At 40.8% G+C, this 21,127-nt stretch carries 15 protein-coding genes and 1 pseudogene; 13 read left to right on the top strand and 3 right to left on the bottom strand.

From position 1 onward, the window contains the following. Positions 1–226 precede the first annotated feature (226 nt). Complete coding sequence (locus ABPH35_RS06830) at positions 227–1,960, top strand: ABC transporter ATP-binding protein (RefSeq protein WP_349989028.1); 1,734 nt, start codon at positions 227–229, stop codon at positions 1,958–1,960. Position 1,961: 1 nt separating this feature from the next. Next, positions 1,962–3,707 carry an ABC transporter ATP-binding protein gene (locus tag ABPH35_RS06825; protein ID WP_349989027.1) on the top strand — a complete coding sequence of 582 codons (1,746 nt, stop codon included), beginning with the start codon at positions 1,962–1,964 and terminating at the stop codon, positions 3,705–3,707. Positions 3,708–4,188: 481 nt separating this feature from the next. Here the strand turns inward: ABPH35_RS06825 and ABPH35_RS06820 are convergent, their stop codons facing one another. Next, a complete protein-coding gene (locus tag ABPH35_RS06820; RefSeq protein ID WP_349989026.1) occupies positions 4,189–4,704 on the bottom strand; it encodes a GNAT family N-acetyltransferase in 516 nt (171 codons plus the stop codon). Between the two features lie 123 nt (positions 4,705–4,827). Between ABPH35_RS06820 and ABPH35_RS06815 the strand changes: the two genes are divergently transcribed. From ABPH35_RS06815 to ABPH35_RS06775, 9 genes are all read left to right on the top strand, one after another. Next, a complete protein-coding gene (locus ABPH35_RS06815; RefSeq protein WP_349989025.1) occupies positions 4,828–6,168 on the top strand; it encodes an FAD-dependent oxidoreductase in 1,341 nt (446 codons plus the stop codon). After that, positions 6,158–7,633, top strand: a complete 1,476-nt coding sequence (locus ABPH35_RS06810; RefSeq protein WP_349989024.1) for a helix-turn-helix domain-containing protein — start codon at positions 6,158–6,160, stop codon at positions 7,631–7,633. Before ABPH35_RS06815 ends, ABPH35_RS06810 begins: the two co-directional genes overlap by 11 nt. Positions 7,634–7,815: 182 nt before the next feature. Further along, positions 7,816–9,330 carry a glycerol kinase GlpK gene (gene glpK / locus ABPH35_RS06805; protein ID WP_349989023.1) on the top strand — a complete coding sequence of 505 codons (1,515 nt, stop codon included), beginning with the start codon at positions 7,816–7,818 and terminating at the stop codon, positions 9,328–9,330. A gap of 15 nt (positions 9,331–9,345) precedes the next feature. Beyond that, positions 9,346–11,172, top strand: a complete 1,827-nt coding sequence (glpO, locus tag ABPH35_RS06800; protein WP_349989022.1) for a type 1 glycerol-3-phosphate oxidase — start codon at positions 9,346–9,348, stop codon at positions 11,170–11,172. A gap of 36 nt (positions 11,173–11,208) precedes the next feature. Then, complete coding sequence (locus ABPH35_RS06795; protein WP_349989021.1) at positions 11,209–11,916, top strand: MIP/aquaporin family protein; 708 nt, start codon at positions 11,209–11,211, stop codon at positions 11,914–11,916. A gap of 634 nt (positions 11,917–12,550) precedes the next feature. Then, positions 12,551–14,248 carry an FAD-dependent oxidoreductase gene (locus ABPH35_RS06790; RefSeq protein WP_349989020.1) on the top strand — a complete coding sequence of 566 codons (1,698 nt, stop codon included), beginning with the start codon at positions 12,551–12,553 and terminating at the stop codon, positions 14,246–14,248. Positions 14,249–14,250: 2 nt separating this feature from the next. After that, on the top strand, positions 14,251–15,567 hold the full coding sequence (locus ABPH35_RS06785) for an APC family permease (RefSeq protein ID WP_349989019.1): 1,317 nt from the start codon (positions 14,251–14,253) through the stop codon (positions 15,565–15,567). A gap of 22 nt (positions 15,568–15,589) precedes the next feature. After that, on the top strand, positions 15,590–16,852 hold the full coding sequence (locus tag ABPH35_RS06780) for a YeeE/YedE family protein (protein ID WP_349989018.1): 1,263 nt from the start codon (positions 15,590–15,592) through the stop codon (positions 16,850–16,852). A 134-nt stretch (positions 16,853–16,986) separates the two neighbouring features. Beyond that, the gene (locus tag ABPH35_RS06775) at positions 16,987–17,616 is read left to right on the top strand and encodes a metalloregulator ArsR/SmtB family transcription factor (protein ID WP_368849681.1); all 630 of its coding nucleotides are present in this window, start codon (positions 16,987–16,989) and stop codon (positions 17,614–17,616) included. A 137-nt stretch (positions 17,617–17,753) separates the two neighbouring features. Here the strand turns inward: ABPH35_RS06775 and pepF are convergent, their stop codons facing one another. Next, positions 17,754–19,544: an oligoendopeptidase F gene (pepF, locus tag ABPH35_RS06770; RefSeq protein WP_349989016.1), complete on the bottom strand. Its 1,791-nt coding sequence runs from the start codon at positions 19,542–19,544 to the stop codon at positions 17,754–17,756. 126 nt (positions 19,545–19,670) lie between these two features. Here pepF and ABPH35_RS06765 point away from each other — a divergent pair, with 126 nt between their 5' ends. Both ABPH35_RS06765 and ABPH35_RS06760 read left to right on the top strand, forming a co-directional pair. Continuing rightward, positions 19,671–20,009 carry an ATP cone domain-containing protein gene (locus ABPH35_RS06765; RefSeq protein ID WP_067090026.1) on the top strand — a complete coding sequence of 113 codons (339 nt, stop codon included), beginning with the start codon at positions 19,671–19,673 and terminating at the stop codon, positions 20,007–20,009. Positions 20,010–20,384: 375 nt separating this feature from the next. Further along, complete coding sequence (locus ABPH35_RS06760; protein WP_349989015.1) at positions 20,385–20,816, top strand: Rrf2 family transcriptional regulator; 432 nt, start codon at positions 20,385–20,387, stop codon at positions 20,814–20,816. A 159-nt stretch (positions 20,817–20,975) separates the two neighbouring features. Here the strand turns inward: ABPH35_RS06760 and ABPH35_RS06755 are convergent. Beyond that, a pseudogene (locus tag ABPH35_RS06755) lies at positions 20,976–21,127 on the bottom strand (IS110 family transposase); the annotation flags it as partial.

The raw sequence follows: 21,127 nt of genomic DNA, 5'->3' as shown, positions 1-21,127 counted from the left end.
CGGTTGGATTTTGGAAAGAAAATGAGCATGCGTCGTAAGAAATATGTCCTTAGTCTATCCTTTGACCAGTATTTAAAACGATTACTTTAAATCAAAAAAGTGTTTGAGGTAGAAAAAAGCCGAAGACCGTTTCATGCGTTTGTCGTGTTGGCAATCTTAGAATCATGATTTTATCGCCTGTTCATGGTATAATAGAAATTCTATTGTGTAAAAAGAAAGGAAAAGAATGTCGATTATAAAAAATCTCTGGTGGTTTTTTAAAGAAGAAAAACGGCGCTATCTCATTGGGATTGCTTCCCTGAGTTTGGTCGCTGTTTTAAATTTGATTCCACCCAAAATTATGGGGCATGTTATTGATGCTATTACACGGAAAAGCTTGACGGGAAGTGAACTACTGATTCAGCTTTTCTATTTGATTCTCGCGGCTTTTGCCATGTATGGGTTGCGCTATGTATGGCGGATGTATATTTTAGGGACTTCCTATCGCTTGGGTCAACTTATTCGTTACCGTTTGTTTGATCATTTCACTAAAATGTCTCCCTCCTTTTATCAGAAACATCGGACGGGAGATTTAATGGCGCATGCCACCAATGATATTAACTCTCTGACCCGATTGGCTGGAGGGGGTGTCATGTCAGCGGTCGATGCTTCAATCACGGCATTGGTCACTCTAGTGACGATGTTTTTCACCATTTCTTGGCAGATGACCTTGATTGCGGTTCTTCCCTTGCCTTTTATGGCTTTAGCGACAAGCAAACTGGGTCGAAAGACTCATGAAGCAACCAAGGGTTCTCAAGCAGCTTTTTCAGAATTAAACAATAAAGTTCAAGAGAGTGTGGCTGGTATCAAGGTGACCAAGTCTTTTGGCTATCAAGAGGACGAAATCACCGCTTTTCAGGAAATCAACGAGATGGCCTTCGAAAAAAATATGCGTACCATGAGCTATGATATGCTCTTTGATCCCCTAGTGCTCTTGTTCATCGGAGGTTCTTATGTCTTGACGCTTGCGGTTGGAGCCCTCATGATTTCCAAAGGGCAGGTAACGATTGGTGATTTGGTGACTTTTGTGACCTATCTGGATATGCTGGTTTGGCCCTTGATGGCGATTGGTTTTTTATTTAATATTGCTCAGCGGGGGCATGTTTCCTACGATCGGATTCAACAGCTATTAGATCAGGAATCGGATATTCAAAATCCAGAGAATCCTGTTGAAAGGGTTGCCAATGGTCGTTTGGTTTATGATGTGGAACAATTCAGCTATGAAGATAACGAAACCTTATCAGATATTTGTTTTGTTTTAGAAAAAGGACAGACTTTGGGCTTAGTAGGGCAAACGGGTTCTGGTAAGTCAACCTTGATTAAATTGTTATTACGTGAGCAAGATGTTGATCAGGGAAGAATTACCTTAAATGGTCATGATTTGCGTGATTATCGCTTGTCTGATTTGCGAAATTTAATTGGCTATGTGCCGCAAGATCAATTCTTATTTGCGACGACGATTTTGGAAAATGTCCGTTTTGGCAATCCTGCTCTTTCGCTAGCAGAAGTTGAGGCCGCAACCAAACTTTCTCAAGTGTATGAGGATATTGTAGCCATGCCCGACGGTTTTGATACGCTGATTGGCGAAAAAGGTGTTTCTTTGTCGGGTGGTCAAAAGCAGCGACTTGCCATGAGTCGGGCCATGATTTTAGATCCCGATATTTTGATATTGGATGATTCGTTATCAGCAGTTGATGCAAAAACGGAGCATACCATTATTGAAAATCTCAAAGAAACCAGACAGTCTAAAACGACGATTATCTCAGCTCATCGCTTGTCAGCCGTTGTCCATGCAGACTTGATTTTAGTCATGCAAAATGGGCAGATTATTGAGCGTGGCCGTCATGAGGATTTATTGAAGCAAGGTGGTTGGTATGCCCAAACCTATGCGTCTCAGCAGTTGGAAATGGAGGAGATTTGATATGAACAAGCCAACTCAATGGACGGTTTTGAAACGGCTCTTGTCCTATCTAAAACCCTATAAATGGCTGACAACCTTGGCTTTGAGCTTACTGTTATTGACAACGATTGTTAAAAATATCATCCCTCTGATAGCCTCTCATTTTATTGATCATTATTTGAGTCATGTCAATCAAACTGCCGTTTTACTCTTGGTTGGCTACTACATGATGTATGTCTTACAGACAGTTATTCAGTATTTTGGCAATCTCTTTTTTGCGAAGGTATCTTACAGCATTGTCCGTGATATTCGTAGGGATGCTTTTTCCAATATGGAGCGCTTGGGGATGTCTTATTTTGACCGAACGCCTGCTGGATCGATTGTCTCACGGATTACCAATGATACAGAAGCTATTTCGGAGATGTTTTCTGGTATTTTATCGAGTTTTATCTCAGCCATTTTCATCTTTAGCGTAACCCTTTATACCATGCTGATGCTGGATGTTCGTCTGACTGCTTTAGTAGCGCTCTTGCTTCCTCTTATTTTTCTTTTAGTCAATCTTTATCGGAAGAAATCAGTGACCATTATTGCCAAGACGAGAAGTCTTTTGAGCGACATCAACAGTAAATTGGCTGAAAGTATTGAAGGAATTCGGATTATTCAGGCTTTTGGTCAGGAAGAACGCCTGAAGGCTGAGTTTGAGGCAATCAACCAAGAGCATGTTGTCTATGCCAATCGTTCGATGGCTTTGGATAGCTTATTTTTACGACCTGCTATGTCACTGTTGAAACTCCTAGCTTATGCGCTCTTGATGGCCTATTTTGGCTTTCAAGGCTTAGAGGCAGGTATTTCAGCTGGACTCATGTATGCCTTTATCCAGTATGTCAATCGCCTGTTTGATCCTCTGATTGAAGTAACGCAGAATTTTTCAACCTTGCAAACTTCGATGGTTTCAGCGGGGCGTGTCTTTGACTTGATTGATGAGAAAAATGTTGAGCCGAAGCAAGAAAATAGTGCTGCTCAAATCGAACAAGGAATCATCGAATTTCGTAATGTATCCTTTTCTTATGACGGTAAGCGACAGATTTTGGACGGTATTTCGTTTCAAGTCAAACAAGGGGAAACGATTGCCTTTGTTGGTGCTACAGGTTCTGGAAAATCTTCCATTATCAATGTCTTAATGCGCTTTTATGAATTTCAGTCTGGTCAGGTCTTGATTGATGGTCAGGATATTCGCCAATTTTCACAGGCTGAATTGCGCAAGAAGATTGGACTAGTCTTACAAGACCCCTTCCTCTATCATGGAACGATTGAGTCCAATATCAGAATGCACCAAGATTTGTCAGATGAAGAAGTGCAATCTGCAGCAGAATTTGTCGATGCAGATCAATTTATCCAAAAATTACCCGGTAAATACCAAGCCCCTGTTACAGAGCGTGGTAGCAGTTTTTCTACTGGTCAACGGCAATTGTTGGCATTTGCTCGGACAGTTGCCAGTAAGCCAAAGATTTTGATTTTGGATGAAGCAACAGCTAATATTGATTCAGAAACAGAGCAGATTGTCCAACATTCACTTGAGAAAATGCGAAAAGGTCGGACAACAATTGCGATTGCCCATCGTTTGTCTACTATCCAAGATGCCAATTGTATCTATGTGCTGGATAAGGGCAGGATTATCGAAAGTGGAACACACGAGGCATTACTCGCAAAAGCTGGTACCTACCATAAGATGTATCAATTGCAGGCAGGAATGTTGGAGCAATCTTAGAATATGAAATTGTTACTAAGAACCTTTATTCAGAGCTTATTTTTCGCTACTCATCGTTGCTTTTTTTCAAAATACAGTCAGTATTCCTTCAAAAAAACGCCTTGATTATAGCAAAATAAGATTCCGCAGTTTAGAGCGAACGAAGTGAGCTTAAAAGGATATTTTATTATTAGTGACAGTGTTGCTGTCACTAATAACGGAATTTTTGAGACCTAGGCTCAAAAATTATACTCGTCAAAAATCAAAGCCTGACGTCAGTAACTCATCTTGCTGAACTTCAGTTCTAGCTACGATTTCGTGGCCTAGTCAGATTTTGATTTTTATATAGTATGAGGAATGAAACTCCGAAGGAGTTTGCTTCCGTCCGTACTACATAAGAAAAAATCAAAAAAATTATTTTTTGTTGAAATTAACTGAATATAAAAATGAATGCTTCATCGAAATCTCATCGGTTTCTTGAAACATTCGTTTTTTTGATAAATCAGGTCGAAGAGTGCTCTTTATATAGAATATGATAGAGGATATGCCCACCCTCAAAACAGAAATCAGCATGAAGTAGCTGATAGTTGAGTTTTTTATATAAGGCAAGGGCTGGAGCATTGTCACTTCTCACGCTTAACAAACTGTAGTCAAAGTCTGTCGTTGATAAAACATTCATCAATTGATACCCAATTCCCTTTCGACGATAGGATTCGGCTACACAAAGCTCGTTTATTTCAAATGAGTTGTGGTACCACTCAATCTGCTTTGGCAGGACCTTATCGACTTGCTGTGCCCACCAATTGCTTTCTTTAAAGTCAAAGCCACATAAAAATCCGACAAGGCGATCCTCGCATTCTTCCGTTACAATAATTGGATGGAGCTGTGCTGCTAGGCTGTTCTCCATTCTCTTTTTCAAGAAATGAGGTTCCTCGATTTCATCGCAGTAGATGGTATCATAAAGGGCGGATACCTGATCAATGATGTCGTAGATTTCATCGTCTTTGTAAGTTTTCATCTTGTCTTAGCCTCGCTTCAACGGTCTTTTCTTAGTATAGCATATCCGTGATAGGTTGACAATTGATTTTCTTGTAATCCCTTTCATTATTTGTGATATAATAAGGAAAACGGAGGAAATGTCATGAAAATCATCATCGTAGGTGCATCTTTTGCGGGAATGAGTGCTGCCTTAGAATGTCATCAGCTGTATCCAGATGCTGAGATTTTGTTAATGGATAAGGAAGAAGAGGTAGGCTATTTTCCAAATGTCTTAAATTGGCAGTTGAAGGGAGAAATGAAAACAGCTGCAGAAGCACAAAGTGGATTGGTAAACCAGATTAAGCAAACGACAATTGATTTCCGCTTGGGAGCAGAACTCGTTCAGCTAGATGCAGAGGATCAGTCCATTACCATTCGACAGGCAGGAACTAGGACAGAAGAAGTTTATGATGCTCTTATTTTAGCCATGGGAGCAAAGCAAGTATGGGACTTTCCAGATAAAGGCTTGAGAGAGCGGATCTTGTCTTCGAAGTATTTTTCAGATGCCAAAGAAAGCTGGCGAAAAATCGAAAAAGCCCAGTCTGTCATCATTATTGGCGGAGGGCAAATTGGCTTAGAAAGCGTAGAAGCCTTGAGTCAGTTGCCATTGTCTGTCACACTTTTTGAAGCTGAAACATCCCCCTTAGCCAAGTACGTAGACGAGGAATTGATGCTGGATATTGAAGCTGAATTAGCAAAGCGCCGTGTGGAACTCCATGTAGGAGAAACGGTCGAAACAATCTGCTTAACAGAGGATGGGAGCAAGGTTCGTGTCGAAACCATAAAAGGTCAATACGAAGCGGATTATCTACTCTTGGCGACGAATTTCCAACCCAATACGGATTTGGTTTCTGACATTTTAGAGTGTAATCCAGATCAGACCATTCAAGTAGATGAGTATTTACAAGCGAGTCAGCCCCATATTTTTGCGATTGGTGACTTGATTCAGTTGCCGTTTGCCTTTTTTGGTCAGGCTTATCTTCCTCTGATTAACCATGCGATTTTAACTGGTCGACTTGTGGCCTATAATTTGGTATCCCCCAAGCGCCCTTTAAAAGAAGTTCAGCGCATTGTTTCCAGTCATCTCTTTGGCTATAATATCACTAGTGTTGGTTTGACGCAGAGGCAAGCTCAACTTTGGACAGATGTGGATTCTGTCCTCTTAAAAGCTCCCTATAGTCAATGGGAGACAGAAGAATTAACCTTTAAATTGATTGTTCAACGCTCAGATGGCCGACTGTTAGGAGGTCAACTCCTATCGACTTCTCGTCATATCCAGCAGATGAATACCTTGGCCTTAGCTATTTCAAATGGAATGACAGCACAGGACATGGTCGAGAAAAGCTGGCTCTGTCTGCCACGCTACACCAATCTGGTACCGATTATCATCGAAGCCTGTCAACGCTACCTTCATCAAAAAGAGGAGGCGAGCCATGCAGATTGAAGACCTTCTTGAAAAACGAGAAAGAGCTATATATTTTCTGGTTCAGCGATTACAAAGCAGTCAGTCGAGTTTACATTTAAAAGAAGTAAGTCAAGACCTTCAATTATCACGGGCAACCTTGATTCGCTATATCGAATCCTTTGCAGCAGAAACATCTGATGAAACACTAGGAATAATGCTGAAAGTTCAGGAGGAAGAAGTCGTCTATACTCGCTCCAACCAGTTAGTGTACGAGAACTGGCTTGCTTATCTTTGTCAATTTAGCACCAAGTACCAGATTTTACTCTATATTTTTGAACGTGAGGAATTTTCCATTCAGGCTCTAGCCCAGCATTTACTTATGAGTGAGGCTAGTTTGAATCGGCAATTGGCTGCGCTGAATCATCTTTTACAGGATTTTCAAATCAGTATTCGTAACGGAAGACTAAAAGGAAGCGAATTGCAAATTCGGTATTTTTACTATCAATTATTCTTGCAAACCAAGGTGTTAAATGATGTAAAACATCATTCTCTCTTTGCTCCAGTTTTTCGTTTTCTTCCCCTTTTTGAGCGGTTCTATGATTCGCACTTCAATTCTTTTCAATCCTTGCAGCTGGTTTTATGGTTAGGAATTTCACAGAGGAGAGGGAGATTACAGGAAGTTGATTTCAGAGAAACCATTCAGCTGATGACACCTTATATAGAGCAGAAATGGTACAAAGAATTACGCCAATTTGTTCTGACCTTGTATCAGTATCAATCATCTACATTGAGAGAAGGAGAGGTGATGTCTCTCTTTGCCTTCTTATTTAGTCAGTCAATTTTAGCGCCACAGAAGATTGAGAGAATGCTGGCCTTTGGTGGACCGATTCGGGAGGCGACAACGTGGTCTTATCATACTATTCGCAAAGAGTTGGAGCATCATTTTCCAATTGATGAAAAAATTCTCTACTATCTCAATCAGTTATTAGGCAGTCTGTATTTTTTCAAAGGATGTCTAAAAGAGCAGGTTTGGACTAACAAGCAGGAAGAATATGTGGCTAGTGCCTCTGACTTTTTGTCTGAGGTTTTGGAGCAATTTTATCAACCGCAATTTCCAACGCTTGCCTTTCAGAGTAAGGAGAAAGTATACTCATTAGCCTCTCTTTTTTCCTATCTTAACCAAGTACGACCAGTTCTTGTTCGTATCGGCTTTCTTTCGTATCAATCACCCATTTTGACAGAGCCGATTTTATTTCAACTCCAAAAAGAATTTGAACGTAAGTATGCTGTGACAATAGAGCCTTTCATGGAAGATAAAGCATATGACCTAGTGATTTCAGAAGGACAAGAGTGTTTAGCACCTTCTGTTTATTATCTTCACCACGGTTTATACGAGCAAGATCTGATTACTCTGAAGAAAATGATTCAGGCTATTCAACTGGAAAAAGAAAAGGTTGCAGGAAGCCGGTTAGAAGAGCCTAGTTTTCCAATTGATAGCCGGTAAGGTGCTTAGTAACATAAAAGTGAAGAATCCAAGTAGGTTTGAATCCAAACTTGGTTTTTTCGTATCAAAAATTTTCAGGAAAGGAATTTTTTTGATAGGGGTTTAGGAAGAAAATAGTTTACAATAAGAATAGATAGAAAACGGAAGCGTTTTCAAAACAAAAAATTAAACGGAGGTCTCCTATGACACAAGAAAAATACATTATGGCCATTGACCAAGGTACGACAAGCTCGCGCGCCATTATCTTCAATAAAAAGGGAGAAAAAGTTGGTAGCTACCAAAAGGAATTTCCGCAAATTTTTCCAAAACCAGGTTGGGTAGAGCATAATGCCAATCAAATTTGGAACTCAGTCCAGTCTGTCATTGCTGGTGCCTTTATCGAAAGTGGTATCAATCCTGCTCAAATTGAAGGGATTGGAATCACCAACCAACGTGAAACAACGGTTGTATGGGATAAGGAAACAGGTCTTCCTATCTACAATGCGATTGTATGGCAATCTCGTCAAACAGCTCATATTGCTGATCAATTAAAACATGACGGTTATTCAGACATGATTCATAAGAAGACCGGTCTTGTGATCGATGCCTATTTCTCAGCAACCAAGGTCCGCTGGATTTTGGATCAGGTTCCTGGCGCGCAAGAACGAGCTGAAAATGGCGAGTTGCTTTTTGGGACAATTGATACTTGGCTTGTTTGGAAATTGACAAACGGACGCTGCCACGTGACAGATTACTCCAATGCAGCACGGACCATGCTCTATAATATCAAAGAGCTTAAATGGGATGATGAAATTCTTACCCTCTTAAACATTCCAAAAGCCATGTTACCAGAAGTTAAGTCTAATTCGGAAATTTATGGTAAGACAGCTCCATTCCATTTCTATGGAGCAGAAATTCCCATTTCAGGTATGGCAGGAGACCAGCAAGCAGCCCTCTTTGGACAATTAGCCTTTGAACCTGGTATGGTGAAGAATACCTACGGCACAGGTTCCTTCATTGTCATGAATACAGGCGAAGAGATGCAACTATCTGAAAACAGTCTCTTGACAACTATCGGATATGGAATCAACGGAAAAGTCTACTATGCCCTAGAAGGTTCTGTCTTTATCGCAGGTAGTGCTGTTCAATGGTTGCGTGACGGTATGCGCATGGTCAAAGAATCTCCTGAATCAGAAGAACTTGCTCGCAAGTCTACCAGCAATGATGAAGTCTATGTAGTACCAGCCTTCACAGGTCTTGGAGCACCTTATTGGAATTCAGATGCCCGAGGCTCTGTATTTGGTTTGACACGTGGAACAACAAAAGAAGATTTCGTTAAAGCAACGCTCCAATCCATTGCTTATCAAGTTCGTGATGTCATTGATGTCATGCAAATTGATTCTGGTATGCCAATTTCTGTTTTGAAAGTAGACGGTGGTGCAGCAATGAACAGCCTACTCATGCAGTTCCAAGCAGATATTTTGGGTATTGAAATCGCACGGGCTAAAAACTTAGAAACAACAGCCCTTGGAGCAGCCTTTCTTGCAGGTCTAGCAGTTGGTTTCTGGAAAGATTTAGATGAATTGAAGACCTTGAATGCTGTTGGTCAATCCTTCCAACCAGCCATGAACGATGCGCGGAAAGAACAATTGTACAAGGGCTGGAAGAAAGCTGTTGCGGCAACTCAATTATTTGCCGAAATAGACGAAGAAGAATAGAAAAGAGAGTATCAAATGGAATTTTCAAAAGAAACAAGACGACTAGCCATTGAAAAAATGCAGGATAGACAGCTTGATTTGCTGATTATCGGTGGTGGAATTACTGGTGCAGGAGTAGCGCTTCAAGCAGCAGCAAGTGGAATGGAGACAGCCTTGATTGAAATGCAAGATTTCGCTGAGGGAACCAGTAGCCGTTCTACAAAATTGGTTCATGGTGGCTTACGTTACTTGAAACAATTTGATGTGGAAGTTGTTTCGGATACGGTATCAGAACGTGCTGTCGTGCAACAAATTGCCCCTCACATTCCAAAAACAGATCCAATGCTCCTTCCTGTCTATGATGAAGAAGGTTCCACTTTTAGTATGTTCCGCTTAAAAGTAGCCATGGACTTGTATGACCTCCTAGCAGGGGTGAACAATACAGACTTGGCGAACAAGGTCTTGACCAAAGAAGAGGTATTAGAACGTGAGCCTCACTTAAAACAAGAAGGCCTTGTTGGGGGTGGTGTTTACCTTGACTTCCGCAATAATGATGCCCGTCTGGTCATTGAAAATATCAAACGTGCAGCCAAAGACGGTGCCTTAATTGCTAGCCGGGTCAAGGCAGAGCGTTTTATCAAGGATGAGAATGATCAGGTAGTAGGAATTGTGGCTCGTGACCTCTTGACCGATACTAGCTTTGAAATTCGTGCCCGTCTTGTAATCAACACAACAGGTCCATGGAGTGATGAAGTTCGCAATCTCGGTGGTGAAGGTAGTGGTGTGTTCCAGATGCGTCCGACAAAAGGTGTTCATTTAGTCGTAGACAGTTCACGTCTTTCTGTGCCACAACCGACTTATTTTGATACAGGTCATGCAGACGGTCGTATGGTCTTTGTCCTTCCTCGTGAAAATAAGACCTACTTTGGAACAACCGATACCGACTACACAGGCGATTTGGCAAATCCAACGGTAACTCAAGAAGATGTTGACTACTTGCTTGCTATTGTCAACAATCGCTTCCCAGAAGCCAACTTGACCCTCGATGACATTGAGAGTGGCTGGGCAGGTCTGCGTCCATTGCTTTCTGGAAATGGCGCTTCAGACTACAACGGTGGAAACAATGGTAAATTGAGTGATGACAGCTTTAATCACTTGATTGATACTGTCAAAGCCTATCTCAACAATGAAAAAACACGTGATGATGTAGAGCATGATTTGACTCAACTTGAAGGTAGTGTGTCTGAAAAAACTCTAGATCCGTCAGCCGTTTCCCGTGGTTCTTCCCTTTACCGTGATGAAAATGGTTTGTTGACTCTGGCTGGAGGAAAAATTACTGATTTCCGTAAAATGGCAGAAGGCGCTCTTGAAAAAGTGGCAGAAATCCTTGAAACAGAGCACGGTCGCAAGTTTAGACTGATTAACTCTAAAACCTATCCTGTATCAGGAGGCGAGTTGAATCCAGCCAATGTTGCAGAAGAAATCGAACACTTGGCACAACTAGGTGTGAAAAAAGGCCTGCACTACGATGATGCACTCTATCTTGCAAATTTATATGGTTCAAATGCACCAAAAGTCTTTGCATTAAACCATAAAGTAGTAGCAGTTAGCCAGCTCAATCAGCGTGATTTACTGTCACTACATTATGCTATGAAAGAAGAAATGACTTTGACAGCTGTGGACTATCTTCTGCGTCGGACAAATTACATGCTCTTTATGCGGGAGCAACTTGATAGCATTGTTGAGGATGTTCTCCTTGAAATGGCGGCCTATTACGACTGGTCTGAGGAAGAACAAGTAGCGCAACGGGCATTATTGAATGAAACTCTGGTCAAGAATGACTTGGCTTACTTAAAAAATTAGGAAACTTTAATTAATAAATATAGAAAAGGAGCTATTATGGCAAAAGAATTATTAGGTGAAGTAATCGGAACAGCTTTACTCATCTTATTAGGGAATGGTGTTGTTGCAGGTGTGGTACTCGATAAGAGTAAGAGTAAAGATGCTGGTTGGATTGTGATTACAATTGGTTGGGGGCTTGCAGTTGCAATGGCAGCTTTTGTGAGTGGTGTATTAGGCCCTGCCCACTTGAACCCTGCTGTATCCATTGCAATGGCTTACGCTGGTAATCTCCCTTGGGGCTCAGTCCTTCCTTATATCGGTGCCCAATTTATTGGAGCCTTTATCGGAAGTATCTTGGTATACTTGATGTACAAGGATCATTATGATGCGACAGAAGATACTGGAGCAGTCTTAGCGACTTTCTCTACTGGCCCTGCCATTCGTAACACCATCACAAATACCATTAGTGAAGCAATTGGTACATTTGTTCTCGTGCTTGGCTTGCTTGCCTTTGGTAACTACGATATGCCAGCTGGTCTTGGTACTTTGGCTGTTGGCGCTTTGATTGTTTCTCTTGGAGTATCTCTTGGTGGTCCAACAGGATATGCCTTGAACCCAGCGCGTGACCTCGGACCTCGTATCATGCACGCTATTCTCCCATTGAAACACAAAGGTGATTCAGATTGGGGCTATGCACTTGTGCCAGTTATTGGCCCAATCATCGGTGGATTACTCGCAGCCATCTTCTACGGATTGGTCTTCTAACAACGCAAGTATTATTTAATCCATTTGACCTTGTACTGTAAATTTTTGAATAAAAGAGTAGGTGGAATTTTCTTCTTTGAGTCAGCGTCTCAGGACGCTGACTTTTTCTTTATGATCAACATGCCTGATAGAAGTTCAGAATATGCCTAATTTCCATTCTCCATTACTATCAAAATGATCATTTTTCGATACTTTATTAGATAGCGCGGGCACAAGCAACCTCCTCACTAGTTGAGGATTATTTCATAATCCTTATTTCCAACCTTCAACAGTCTCCCAGACTGTTGAAGCAATGCTTATTTTTGAGCTTAAGGTCTCAAAACTTCCGTTATTCGCAGCAGCATAACTGCTGCGAATAATACCACTACTGCAAAAGTATCCTATGTTTCAACACCTTCGGTTTATTGGATTTTCAGCATGACACAAGTACTATTCTAACTTTGTTAATGCAACAAATTTCTATTTTTAAGGCGATAAATGCTGGATAAGTTGGTTATTTTTGAATTTCAATGAGTATCAGTTTACAAGGTTAGCAATCTATTATTTATCTATGTTTTTTGAAAGCGTTGACAAAACATTCAATTGAATGTTATAATAACTTTGGAAAAAATATCACAAACCAAGGAGGTAGGAAATGACTAAAAAATATATTGTTGTAGGTGGTGTTGCCGGTGGTGCTTCCGTTGCTGCTCGTTTACGCCGAATTGATGAACAAGTTCCGATTCAAATCTACGATAAAGGAGATGATGTTTCCTTTTCAAATTGTTGCTTGCCCAACTACTTTAGTGGAGAAGTAACAGACATTGAGGATTTGATTTTCTATAATCCTGCTAGTCTAAAACAGACTTATAACCTCGACGTCAAGGTCCGTCATGAGGTAGTGAAGATTCTTTCAGACGAGCACAAGGTCCTAGTGAAAAATCTGGAAACAGGTGAAGAGTTTGAAGACAACTATGATGCCCTGATTCTATCACCCGGAGCAAAAGCGATCTTGCCACGCTCTATCAAAGGAATTGACAGCGCTCATGTCTTTAGCCTGAAAAATGTGTCTGATGTGCGAGCGATTGACCAGCATTTGACAGTAGCCGATGCAGCCGAGGTCGTTGTAGTTGGGGGAGGATTTATCGGTGTAGAAGTGGCTGAATGCTTGAAAAAAGCCGGTAAAACCGTTCACCTAGTCGAAGCAAGTTCGCAAATTATGACACCTTTTGATGAGGACATGGTGCAGATGTTGCACAAAGAACTTCTAGATAATGATGTCAACCTCATTTTGGAAGATGCAGTAGAAGAGATTACAGCAGATAGTGTCCGTCTCTCTAGCGGCAAAAGTCTACCTGCTCAAGCCGTGATCATGGCAATTGGTGTCACTCCTGATGTCGGCTTTGCAGTTGCATCTGGCATTCAATTGGGTGAAACAGGAGCGATTGCGGTTGATGCGACCTATCAGACCAATTTACCAGATGTCTATGCGATTGGAGATGCGATTGAAGTGACCAATCGTCAGACAGGTAAGAAAATGCGTCTGCCATTAGCAGGTCCTGCCCAGAAGCAGGCCCGTAATCTCGCTGATGCCCTATCTGGTCAAGCACAGCCGAATCGTGGTGTGATTGGTTCGTCTTGTATCCGAGTTTTTGGATTGAATGCAGCAGCAACTGGTCTCAATGAAAAGAGCTGTCAGGCTCAAGGAATCGATTATCGCGTTGCCCTCGTGATTCCAAATGACCGTGTTGGTTTAATGCCAGATGCTTCACCAATGCACTTCAAACTGGTCTATGAAAACCCGACTGGTAAGGTTCTTGGAGCTCAAGCAATCAGCAAGGGTAATCCTGTCAAAAATATCAATGTCATTGCCACAGTCATCAGCATGGGTGGCTATCTAGAAGATCTGAAAGATTTGGAATTATGTTACGCTCCAGCTTTTTCTACGGCTAAGGATGTCGTGAATTTTGCAGGAATCGTTGGCTTGAACTACTTACACGGTGTGTACGAGCAGGTGCCTGTCACCAGCGTACGCAGTTTGGTTGACAATGGCGAATTTATCCTTGATGTTCGTGGGAAAGCAGCCTTTGACGCCGCTCATGTCAAGGGTGCTGTGAATATTCCTTTGGATGAAATTCGTGAGCGTCTGGATGAAATTCCAAAAGACAGAGCAGTCTACATTCATTGCCGGACTTCTTGGAACAGCTATTATGCTATCTGTGCCTTAAAAGGCTATGGATATGATAATATCATCAATATTCAAGGTTCTTTCTTGATGCTCAGCTATTATGAGTACTTCAAAGATCAGACGACAGGACGTGAGCCGATTGTTACAGGATATAATTTTGCTTAGTTATGTCTAAAGGATTATCAAAACTAGATGTGATTGCTCTCGTCATAGGCGCTGTGATTGGCTGGGGCTCCTTCTACCTGCCGGGAAATAAGTTTTTACCAGAAGCAGGAGTGCTTAATACGGCTATTGGGTTTTTAGTGGGTGGTGTTTTAATCTATGCTATTCAAGTCGGCTATCATACGATGATGTTTCAGCACCAGGAGCAAGGGGGAGAGTTTTCCTATACACTTGTCCATCTAGGGAAAAAACATGGTTTCGTGGTGGGCTGGGCACTCAGTTTTTGTTATCTTACTTTGATTTCCTTGAATGCAACAGCAGTTGTCTTAGTCTTAAAAGAGGTTTTAGGAAGTGTATCGTATGGCTATCTTTATACGATCGCAGGTTATCCTGTTTACCTGTCAGAGATTGGAATCGGAATGGGGATTATCTACTTGTTTTATTGGATCAATAAACGGGGATTAGTCCTTTCTATGACCTTTCAAAAAATCTTAATCATCTCTCTGGTAGCCACTGTTTTTCTATTAAGCATGTGGATGTTTTATCGCAGCGATAGACAGCAATTCTACCATCAATACATTGCATCCTATCACTTTGATTTTGCAGCAATTATCAGAGTGGTTGCTATCATTCCGTTCTTGTTTGTTGGATTTGATATTGTACCGCAGGTGATGACAGATTTAGGTTTTTCGATTAAAGTCGCGACGAAGGTTACCTTGCTTGCGACCACAGTCGGTGTCTTGATTTACAATCTGTTGAATCTGATGACCGCCTTTGCCTATTCGCCAGATCAGGCAAAGACTCTTGCATGGGCTAGTGGAAGTGCTGTTTTGACTCATGCAGGTTGGTTGGGTTTTGGAGCTCTATGCATTGCCCTATTTGCTGCAGTTGTAGGAGGCATCAATGGCTTTCTCATCGCAAGTAGCCGTGTTGTTGCTTCGCTTGCTCTGTATGAGTTATTACCGGGTCGCTATCAGCAAACAAACCAGTATCAAGTAGCAGAAAATGCCTTGAAATTTGTATCATTGATTGCGGCAGTACTCTTATTTTTAGGTCGTGAAGTCATTTTATATATTGTTGACTTATCTAGTCTAATGGCGGCTGTTACTTATGCCTATGTGTGTTTCATAAGTGCAGGATTAGCTAAGAGATTAGTTGATAGGCGCTTGAGTCAATTAGGCGTTGTCATTAGTTTCTTTTTTATCGGATTACTTCTTGTACCAGGGTCGCCTAGTCAACTAGGGAGTATTTCGATGGGGATTTTAGTTGGTTGGATATTGCTAGGGCTTTTGTATTTTAAAGTGACTGGCAATCGGAAATAAAAGAAAATTTAGGAGAATAAAAATGAAAAATCTCGAACGTACTATGGGAATAGTAGGGATTGTTGCTATTTTGCTCTTTGGGCATTATTACCTGTCATCAGATATGCTATTTTTCCGTTTGGTCATCGGTGCGGGTCTAGGTTATACCTTGAGTAGAGGGTATACAGGATTTGCAGGAAGTGTGAATCGTGCTTATCGAACAGGTTCTACGCGTCTCATGCGGACGATGATGATGATGTTCTTCATTACTTGTTTGCTCAGTGCAGCTTTCTTGTTTAATGTAGATGCTTCTACTTACGACCTATGGGTGAACCCAATTAATTGGGGCTTGTTGATAGGAGGAATTCTCTTTGGCTTTGGAATGACCTTCTCATCTTGCTGTGCTTCAGGTGTATTGACTGATTTGGTTACTGCTCTTCCTAGAGGTTTGTTGACCCTCATCTTCTTCTGCTTGGGTGTCTTTATTGGATTCCCTATTCAAAATAGTGCTTCTTGGATTCAAAAGTCATGGGTAACCAGTGAAACAGGTGAAAAGCTATACGGTGGTGTCTATTTACCTGACCTCTTCAAATTTGATGGGTTAGATGGTTACTTAGGTGCTCTTGTACTAACTGCCCTCTTGTGTCTTCTTGTTGTTTGGATGGCTCATCGCTACGAAGCTCGTCGGAAGCAGGCTGGGACTTATTCTGGTCATTTTGGTGAAAAAATCCAAGATATGGAGGTAAATGAAGTAGCAACTGAAGCACCAATTACAGCAGGAGATTGGTATGACCGCCTCTTTGTAAAAGCATGGTCTTTACGCACAGCGGCAGTTGTATTAGCGATTCTCTTCACATTATTGATGGGTGTGACCAAGGCTGGATGGGGAGCTAGTACACCTTATGGTCTATGGTTTGGACAAGTTTTATTGTTGTTTGGTGTTGATGCATCCAGTATTGCAAACTTTACGATGATGCCAGAAAAAGCTTTTACTACTCCATTTTTAGAACATCCGATTAGTGTTCAAAACTTGGGAATCGTATTTGGAACCATCATCTTCTTGCTAACATCAGGAACCTTTACAAAGGTCTGCAAATCAGAATTACAGATTTCAGGTAAACAGTCCTTATTCTATATTTTAGGTGGTTTCTTAATGGGATTTGGAACACGTTTGGCAAATGGATGTAATGTAGGAGCTCTCTTTACACCAATTGCAAACTTCTCTTTATCTGGTTGGGTATTCCTCATCTTCCTAGTGAGCGGTGGTATTCTTGGAAATATGGCTGCAAAAAAATGGAACGTATAAGATAGTTCGGCTCTTACTTCTACAAGGAAGTAAGAGTTTTTTTCAATCAGATAGCAAAAGATATGGTATAATCAATACTGTATAATAAATGGAAAAGGGGAGTAGTAGGAGTTGTGTTAGAAGACAGACAGTATATGGATCAGATATTTAAAGAATACGTGCGCATTGGAAAAGCCTTGTCTAGTGAAAAACGTTTAGAACTATTACACCGTCTTATTCATGGTCCAAAATCCGTTGAGCAGCTGGCTAGGATGACAGATATGAGTATTGCTAATACCTCTCGACACCTTCAAGTTTTAAAAGAGGCCAGTTTGGTAACATTGAAAAAAGAAGGGAAATATGTTTGGTACAGTGTCTCCTCTAATATGGTGGAACGGTTATTGCAGGATATTCATCAGATTAGCGAGGAACAATCACCGATGCTGGGATTTATTGAACAACAGTTTATTGCGAGTGATGATCAAATTAAGACTATTGATTTAGCAGAAGCAAAAAATAAGGTCTTTGCCCGTCAGGCACAGCTGGTGGACTTGCGGTCTGAAGTAGAATTTGAACTTGATCATGTTGAGGGAGCAGTTAACATTCCTTATGCGGTTTTAGAAGACAATTTAGAAAAATTGAATAAGGATAAGACAATTATCCTATATTGTAGAGGGATGTTCTGCACTTATGCTAATCAAGCAGCAGCTGTTTTAAATAAGAGTGGCTTCGAAGCTTATAGCGTCAATGGGACGCACTTTGACTGGAAACGAGATAGTCAGTAAATAATAGCAACATTGGTAAGAAATCAGTGCAAAGGTCTTGTAAAAGCTGTTTGTTAGTCAGCGATGTCTTATCTATCTATACTCTCAAAAAAGATACAAAAACTGCCTCAGCTGAAAAACTGAGGCAGTTTTGAGTGTTATACTAGTTCTTCTAATTTATCAACCAAGGAACCAACATAGGCGATGGTCTCTTTCAACGGTTTGTCAGTAGATACATCAACACCAGCATGTTGAGCCAATTCCTGTGCAGACAAGCTAGCACCTAACGAAAGGGTTTCCAGCCATTTTTCGACAACTGCTTCTGGATTTTCTTCCAGCTGCTTGGCCATGGCTGTACCAATCGTGAGACCTGCTGAATAGGTATAAGGATAAAGCCCAATGTAGTAATGTGGTTGGCGCATCCAAATAAGCCCTGCATCTTCACCGATTTCAAAGTCATCGCCCCAGAAGGCTTTAATCACATCCAATTTAATTTGGCAGAGAATATCACCATTGAGGTATTCATCATTGTCCAAACGAGTATAAACTTCGCGTTGGAATGCGGCTTCTAATAGATGAGTGACCATATTGTGGAAGTAGGTACGGCTAATTAATTCGCTGATGAGGTAGGCTTGGAAATCTGGATCTTGATTTTGTTTCAAGAGAGTGTTACACGTTAAGACCTCATTTGCAGTAGAAGGAGCTTCTATAAAATAAAGCGAAGGATCATAGTTTAAAATACTTTGTTTTTTTGCTAATTGGAAATGTCCTGCATGCCCTAATTCATGTGCAAGTACCAAGACCTCGTTCATCAAGCCTGTCCAAGATAGAAGGATGTAAGAAGGTCCATCATAAAGGGTTGCACAATAGCCACCAGTTGCTTTTCCTTCATTTTGAGCAAAGTCAATCCAGCGCTCATCGAAGGCCTGTTCAATCATCTTGACGTAGTCTTCTCCTAAGATACCGAGACAGTCAATCAAGAATTGTTTGGATTCTTCTGGCGTAATCCGCTGGTTGAAATCGGAAGGAAGACTGATTTTTAAGTCTGCATGGGTAATTTTTTCAAGACCATGAGCCTTTGCAACTAATTTGACATAACGGCGCATGTGTGGCGCTAATTCGTTCATAATCACATCGATTTGGCGGTCAAATAAGTCCCGCGAAACATTTTGACTGAACAGTAGATAATCAATCGTCGAATCAAAGCCTCGTAATTTGGCTTCAATTTGTTCATTTTTGATGTGTGAGAGGTAGTCAGCTGCTGTTGTATTCTTGTACTTACGAAGGGTAGAGTAAAAGCCTTCAGCTGCCTTGCGACGAAGCTCTGTATCATGGCTGATTTCATAATCATTTTCAAACAGCACGTAGCTATTTCCATAGGTTTGACCATTTACTTCGAGGTCGTCAAAGGTCATATCTTCAAATTTTGTCGTTTCATAATTGCGATAGGGTTGGCCAAATGTTGGAGCAAAATTCGCTAACAATTCTTCCTGCAAGGGGTGCAATTGATGCGGTTTTTGTCGTAAAATATCATTGATAAAACTAGTCCATTGTGGTTGAGCAGTGCTTACTTCCTGTAATAATGCTTCATCTAGTAGGGCAAGTTGGGTAGGTAAAAATGCGATTTTTGGAAAAGTAGAAGCAATGGTTACTTGATATTCATTAGCAAGAGAAGCCAGTTCTGGATTCATCTTATCGACATCCAGATTTAAGAAGGCATAGTGGCTCAGATTACTATCAATCGCACGAAGTGTCTCATATTCTTTAAGAGCCTTAATAATCACTTCAAGAGAAGTCAAGTTGTCTTTGTAGGCCTTTTCAAATTGTTCAACTTGCGTTTTATAAGTAGCAAGACCTTCTTGGTAAGCCTGATGAGAAGGATACATAAGAGAAGTATCCCAGGTTAATTGCACATCAATTTCTTGACGTTTTGGCATGGCATTTGTCATTTCATTTCTCCTTTTTCTATACTGAAAATATTATACCATATTCAGGAAAAAAACTTGACAAATTTCCATAATACTTGGATAATAGGAGTATAAAAGGGTTAGAAAACCGAAAGAAAGGAGCTTTTTATGCAAGTCATTAAACGTAGTGGAGAAGTCGTTGACTTTGATCCAGAAAAAATTTACCAAGCGATTATAAAAGCTGCTCGTACTGTCTATGTCATCGATGATACTTGGCGCCAAAACTTGGCTCAAGTCACTAAAAAAGTTGTTCTAGACTTGGAAGAAGCTCATACAGAGCGTCCAACAATCAGTATGGTCCAATCCCAAGTTGAACACCGTTTGATTGATGCAGGCTACATTACTATTGCAGAACACTATATTTCTTATCGCCTCCAGCGAGACCTTGAACGCAATGGTTACGGAGACCGAATTAATGTCCATCTGCGCTTTGAACAAGTACGATAATTAGAAAAAGCTATCTAGGGATGGCTTTTTTGTACTCACTGTCTCATGAATTTACGCTGAACAGGAAGTGTTTGAACTGACAAACTTGTTCTTGAAATTGATGCAACAACAAAAGGGTCAGATTATGACAAAAATTTTCGGTATCTATTTTACTTTGGATGAGAGAGAATAAGCATCAGCAGTTCATGCCTATCAGATTGATCAGATCTTGGTCTATGTTGAAAATGGACAGAAGATCTCTATTTAGTTGATTTCAATGAATTTTCGTGACAGTTTGCCCAATATTTTTGAACAGATTGAGCAAAAGACTTGCCAAGTTGTTTTTTTATGCTAAACTTGTTCTTGTAATAAATACAAGAACAGAAAGGGATTACCATGGATACGAAATTTTCTGTTGCCCTCCATATTTTAACCATGATTAGTGAAAGTAAAGAAGTCCTGAGTTCGCAAGCCTTGGCCGTGAGCGTTGGAACCAATGCAAGCTATATTCGTAAGGTTATTGCACTTTTGAAAAACGCTGGTCTAATTACGTCCCAGCAAGGTCGCTCGGGTTATCAGCTGGGTAAGGATCCTAAGGAAATATCCTTATTAGAGATTTATTTTGCCACTCAGGAAGTGGAGCATATCCGTCTTTTTCAAATTCACCAACATACCAATCAAGACTGTCCAGTTGGTCAGCATATCGAAGGTGCGATGACACCGATTTTTGCCAGTGTTGAACATCAACTGGAAGCAGAGTTAGCTCATCAAACCCTAGACAATGTGATCGAGAACCTTTATCAAATCGCGAAAAAAAGTCGTATCTGACCTGGGTGTCAGATTTTCTTAAAAATTAGATATACCTGTAATTGATACAAATACAAATAAAAAGAATAGCAAAGAGAAGTTTGAAAAAAGTCAAAGTTAATTGAGCTATTGTTTACCCAAATTTTGGACACACTGAAAAGAGGTCTTGAACCCTGATTTTTAAAATGAAGCAACGTTGAAACCATGTTGTTGTGCGTATCGAATAGCATCTTGAACAGACATTGTCTTGTCAGGGTTTCTGATTTCGGTTAAGCCTTGCAAGATTGGGTTGTAGTTTTCTTTCTTGAGAAGGACTTGGTAGATAGCTACTA

The sequence above is a fragment of the Streptococcus handemini genome (assembly GCF_040984445.1).
In the GTDB taxonomy this organism is placed as follows: Bacteria; Bacillota; Bacilli; order Lactobacillales; family Streptococcaceae; genus Streptococcus; species Streptococcus handemini.
This window is presented reverse-complemented; position numbering and strand designations above follow the sequence as displayed.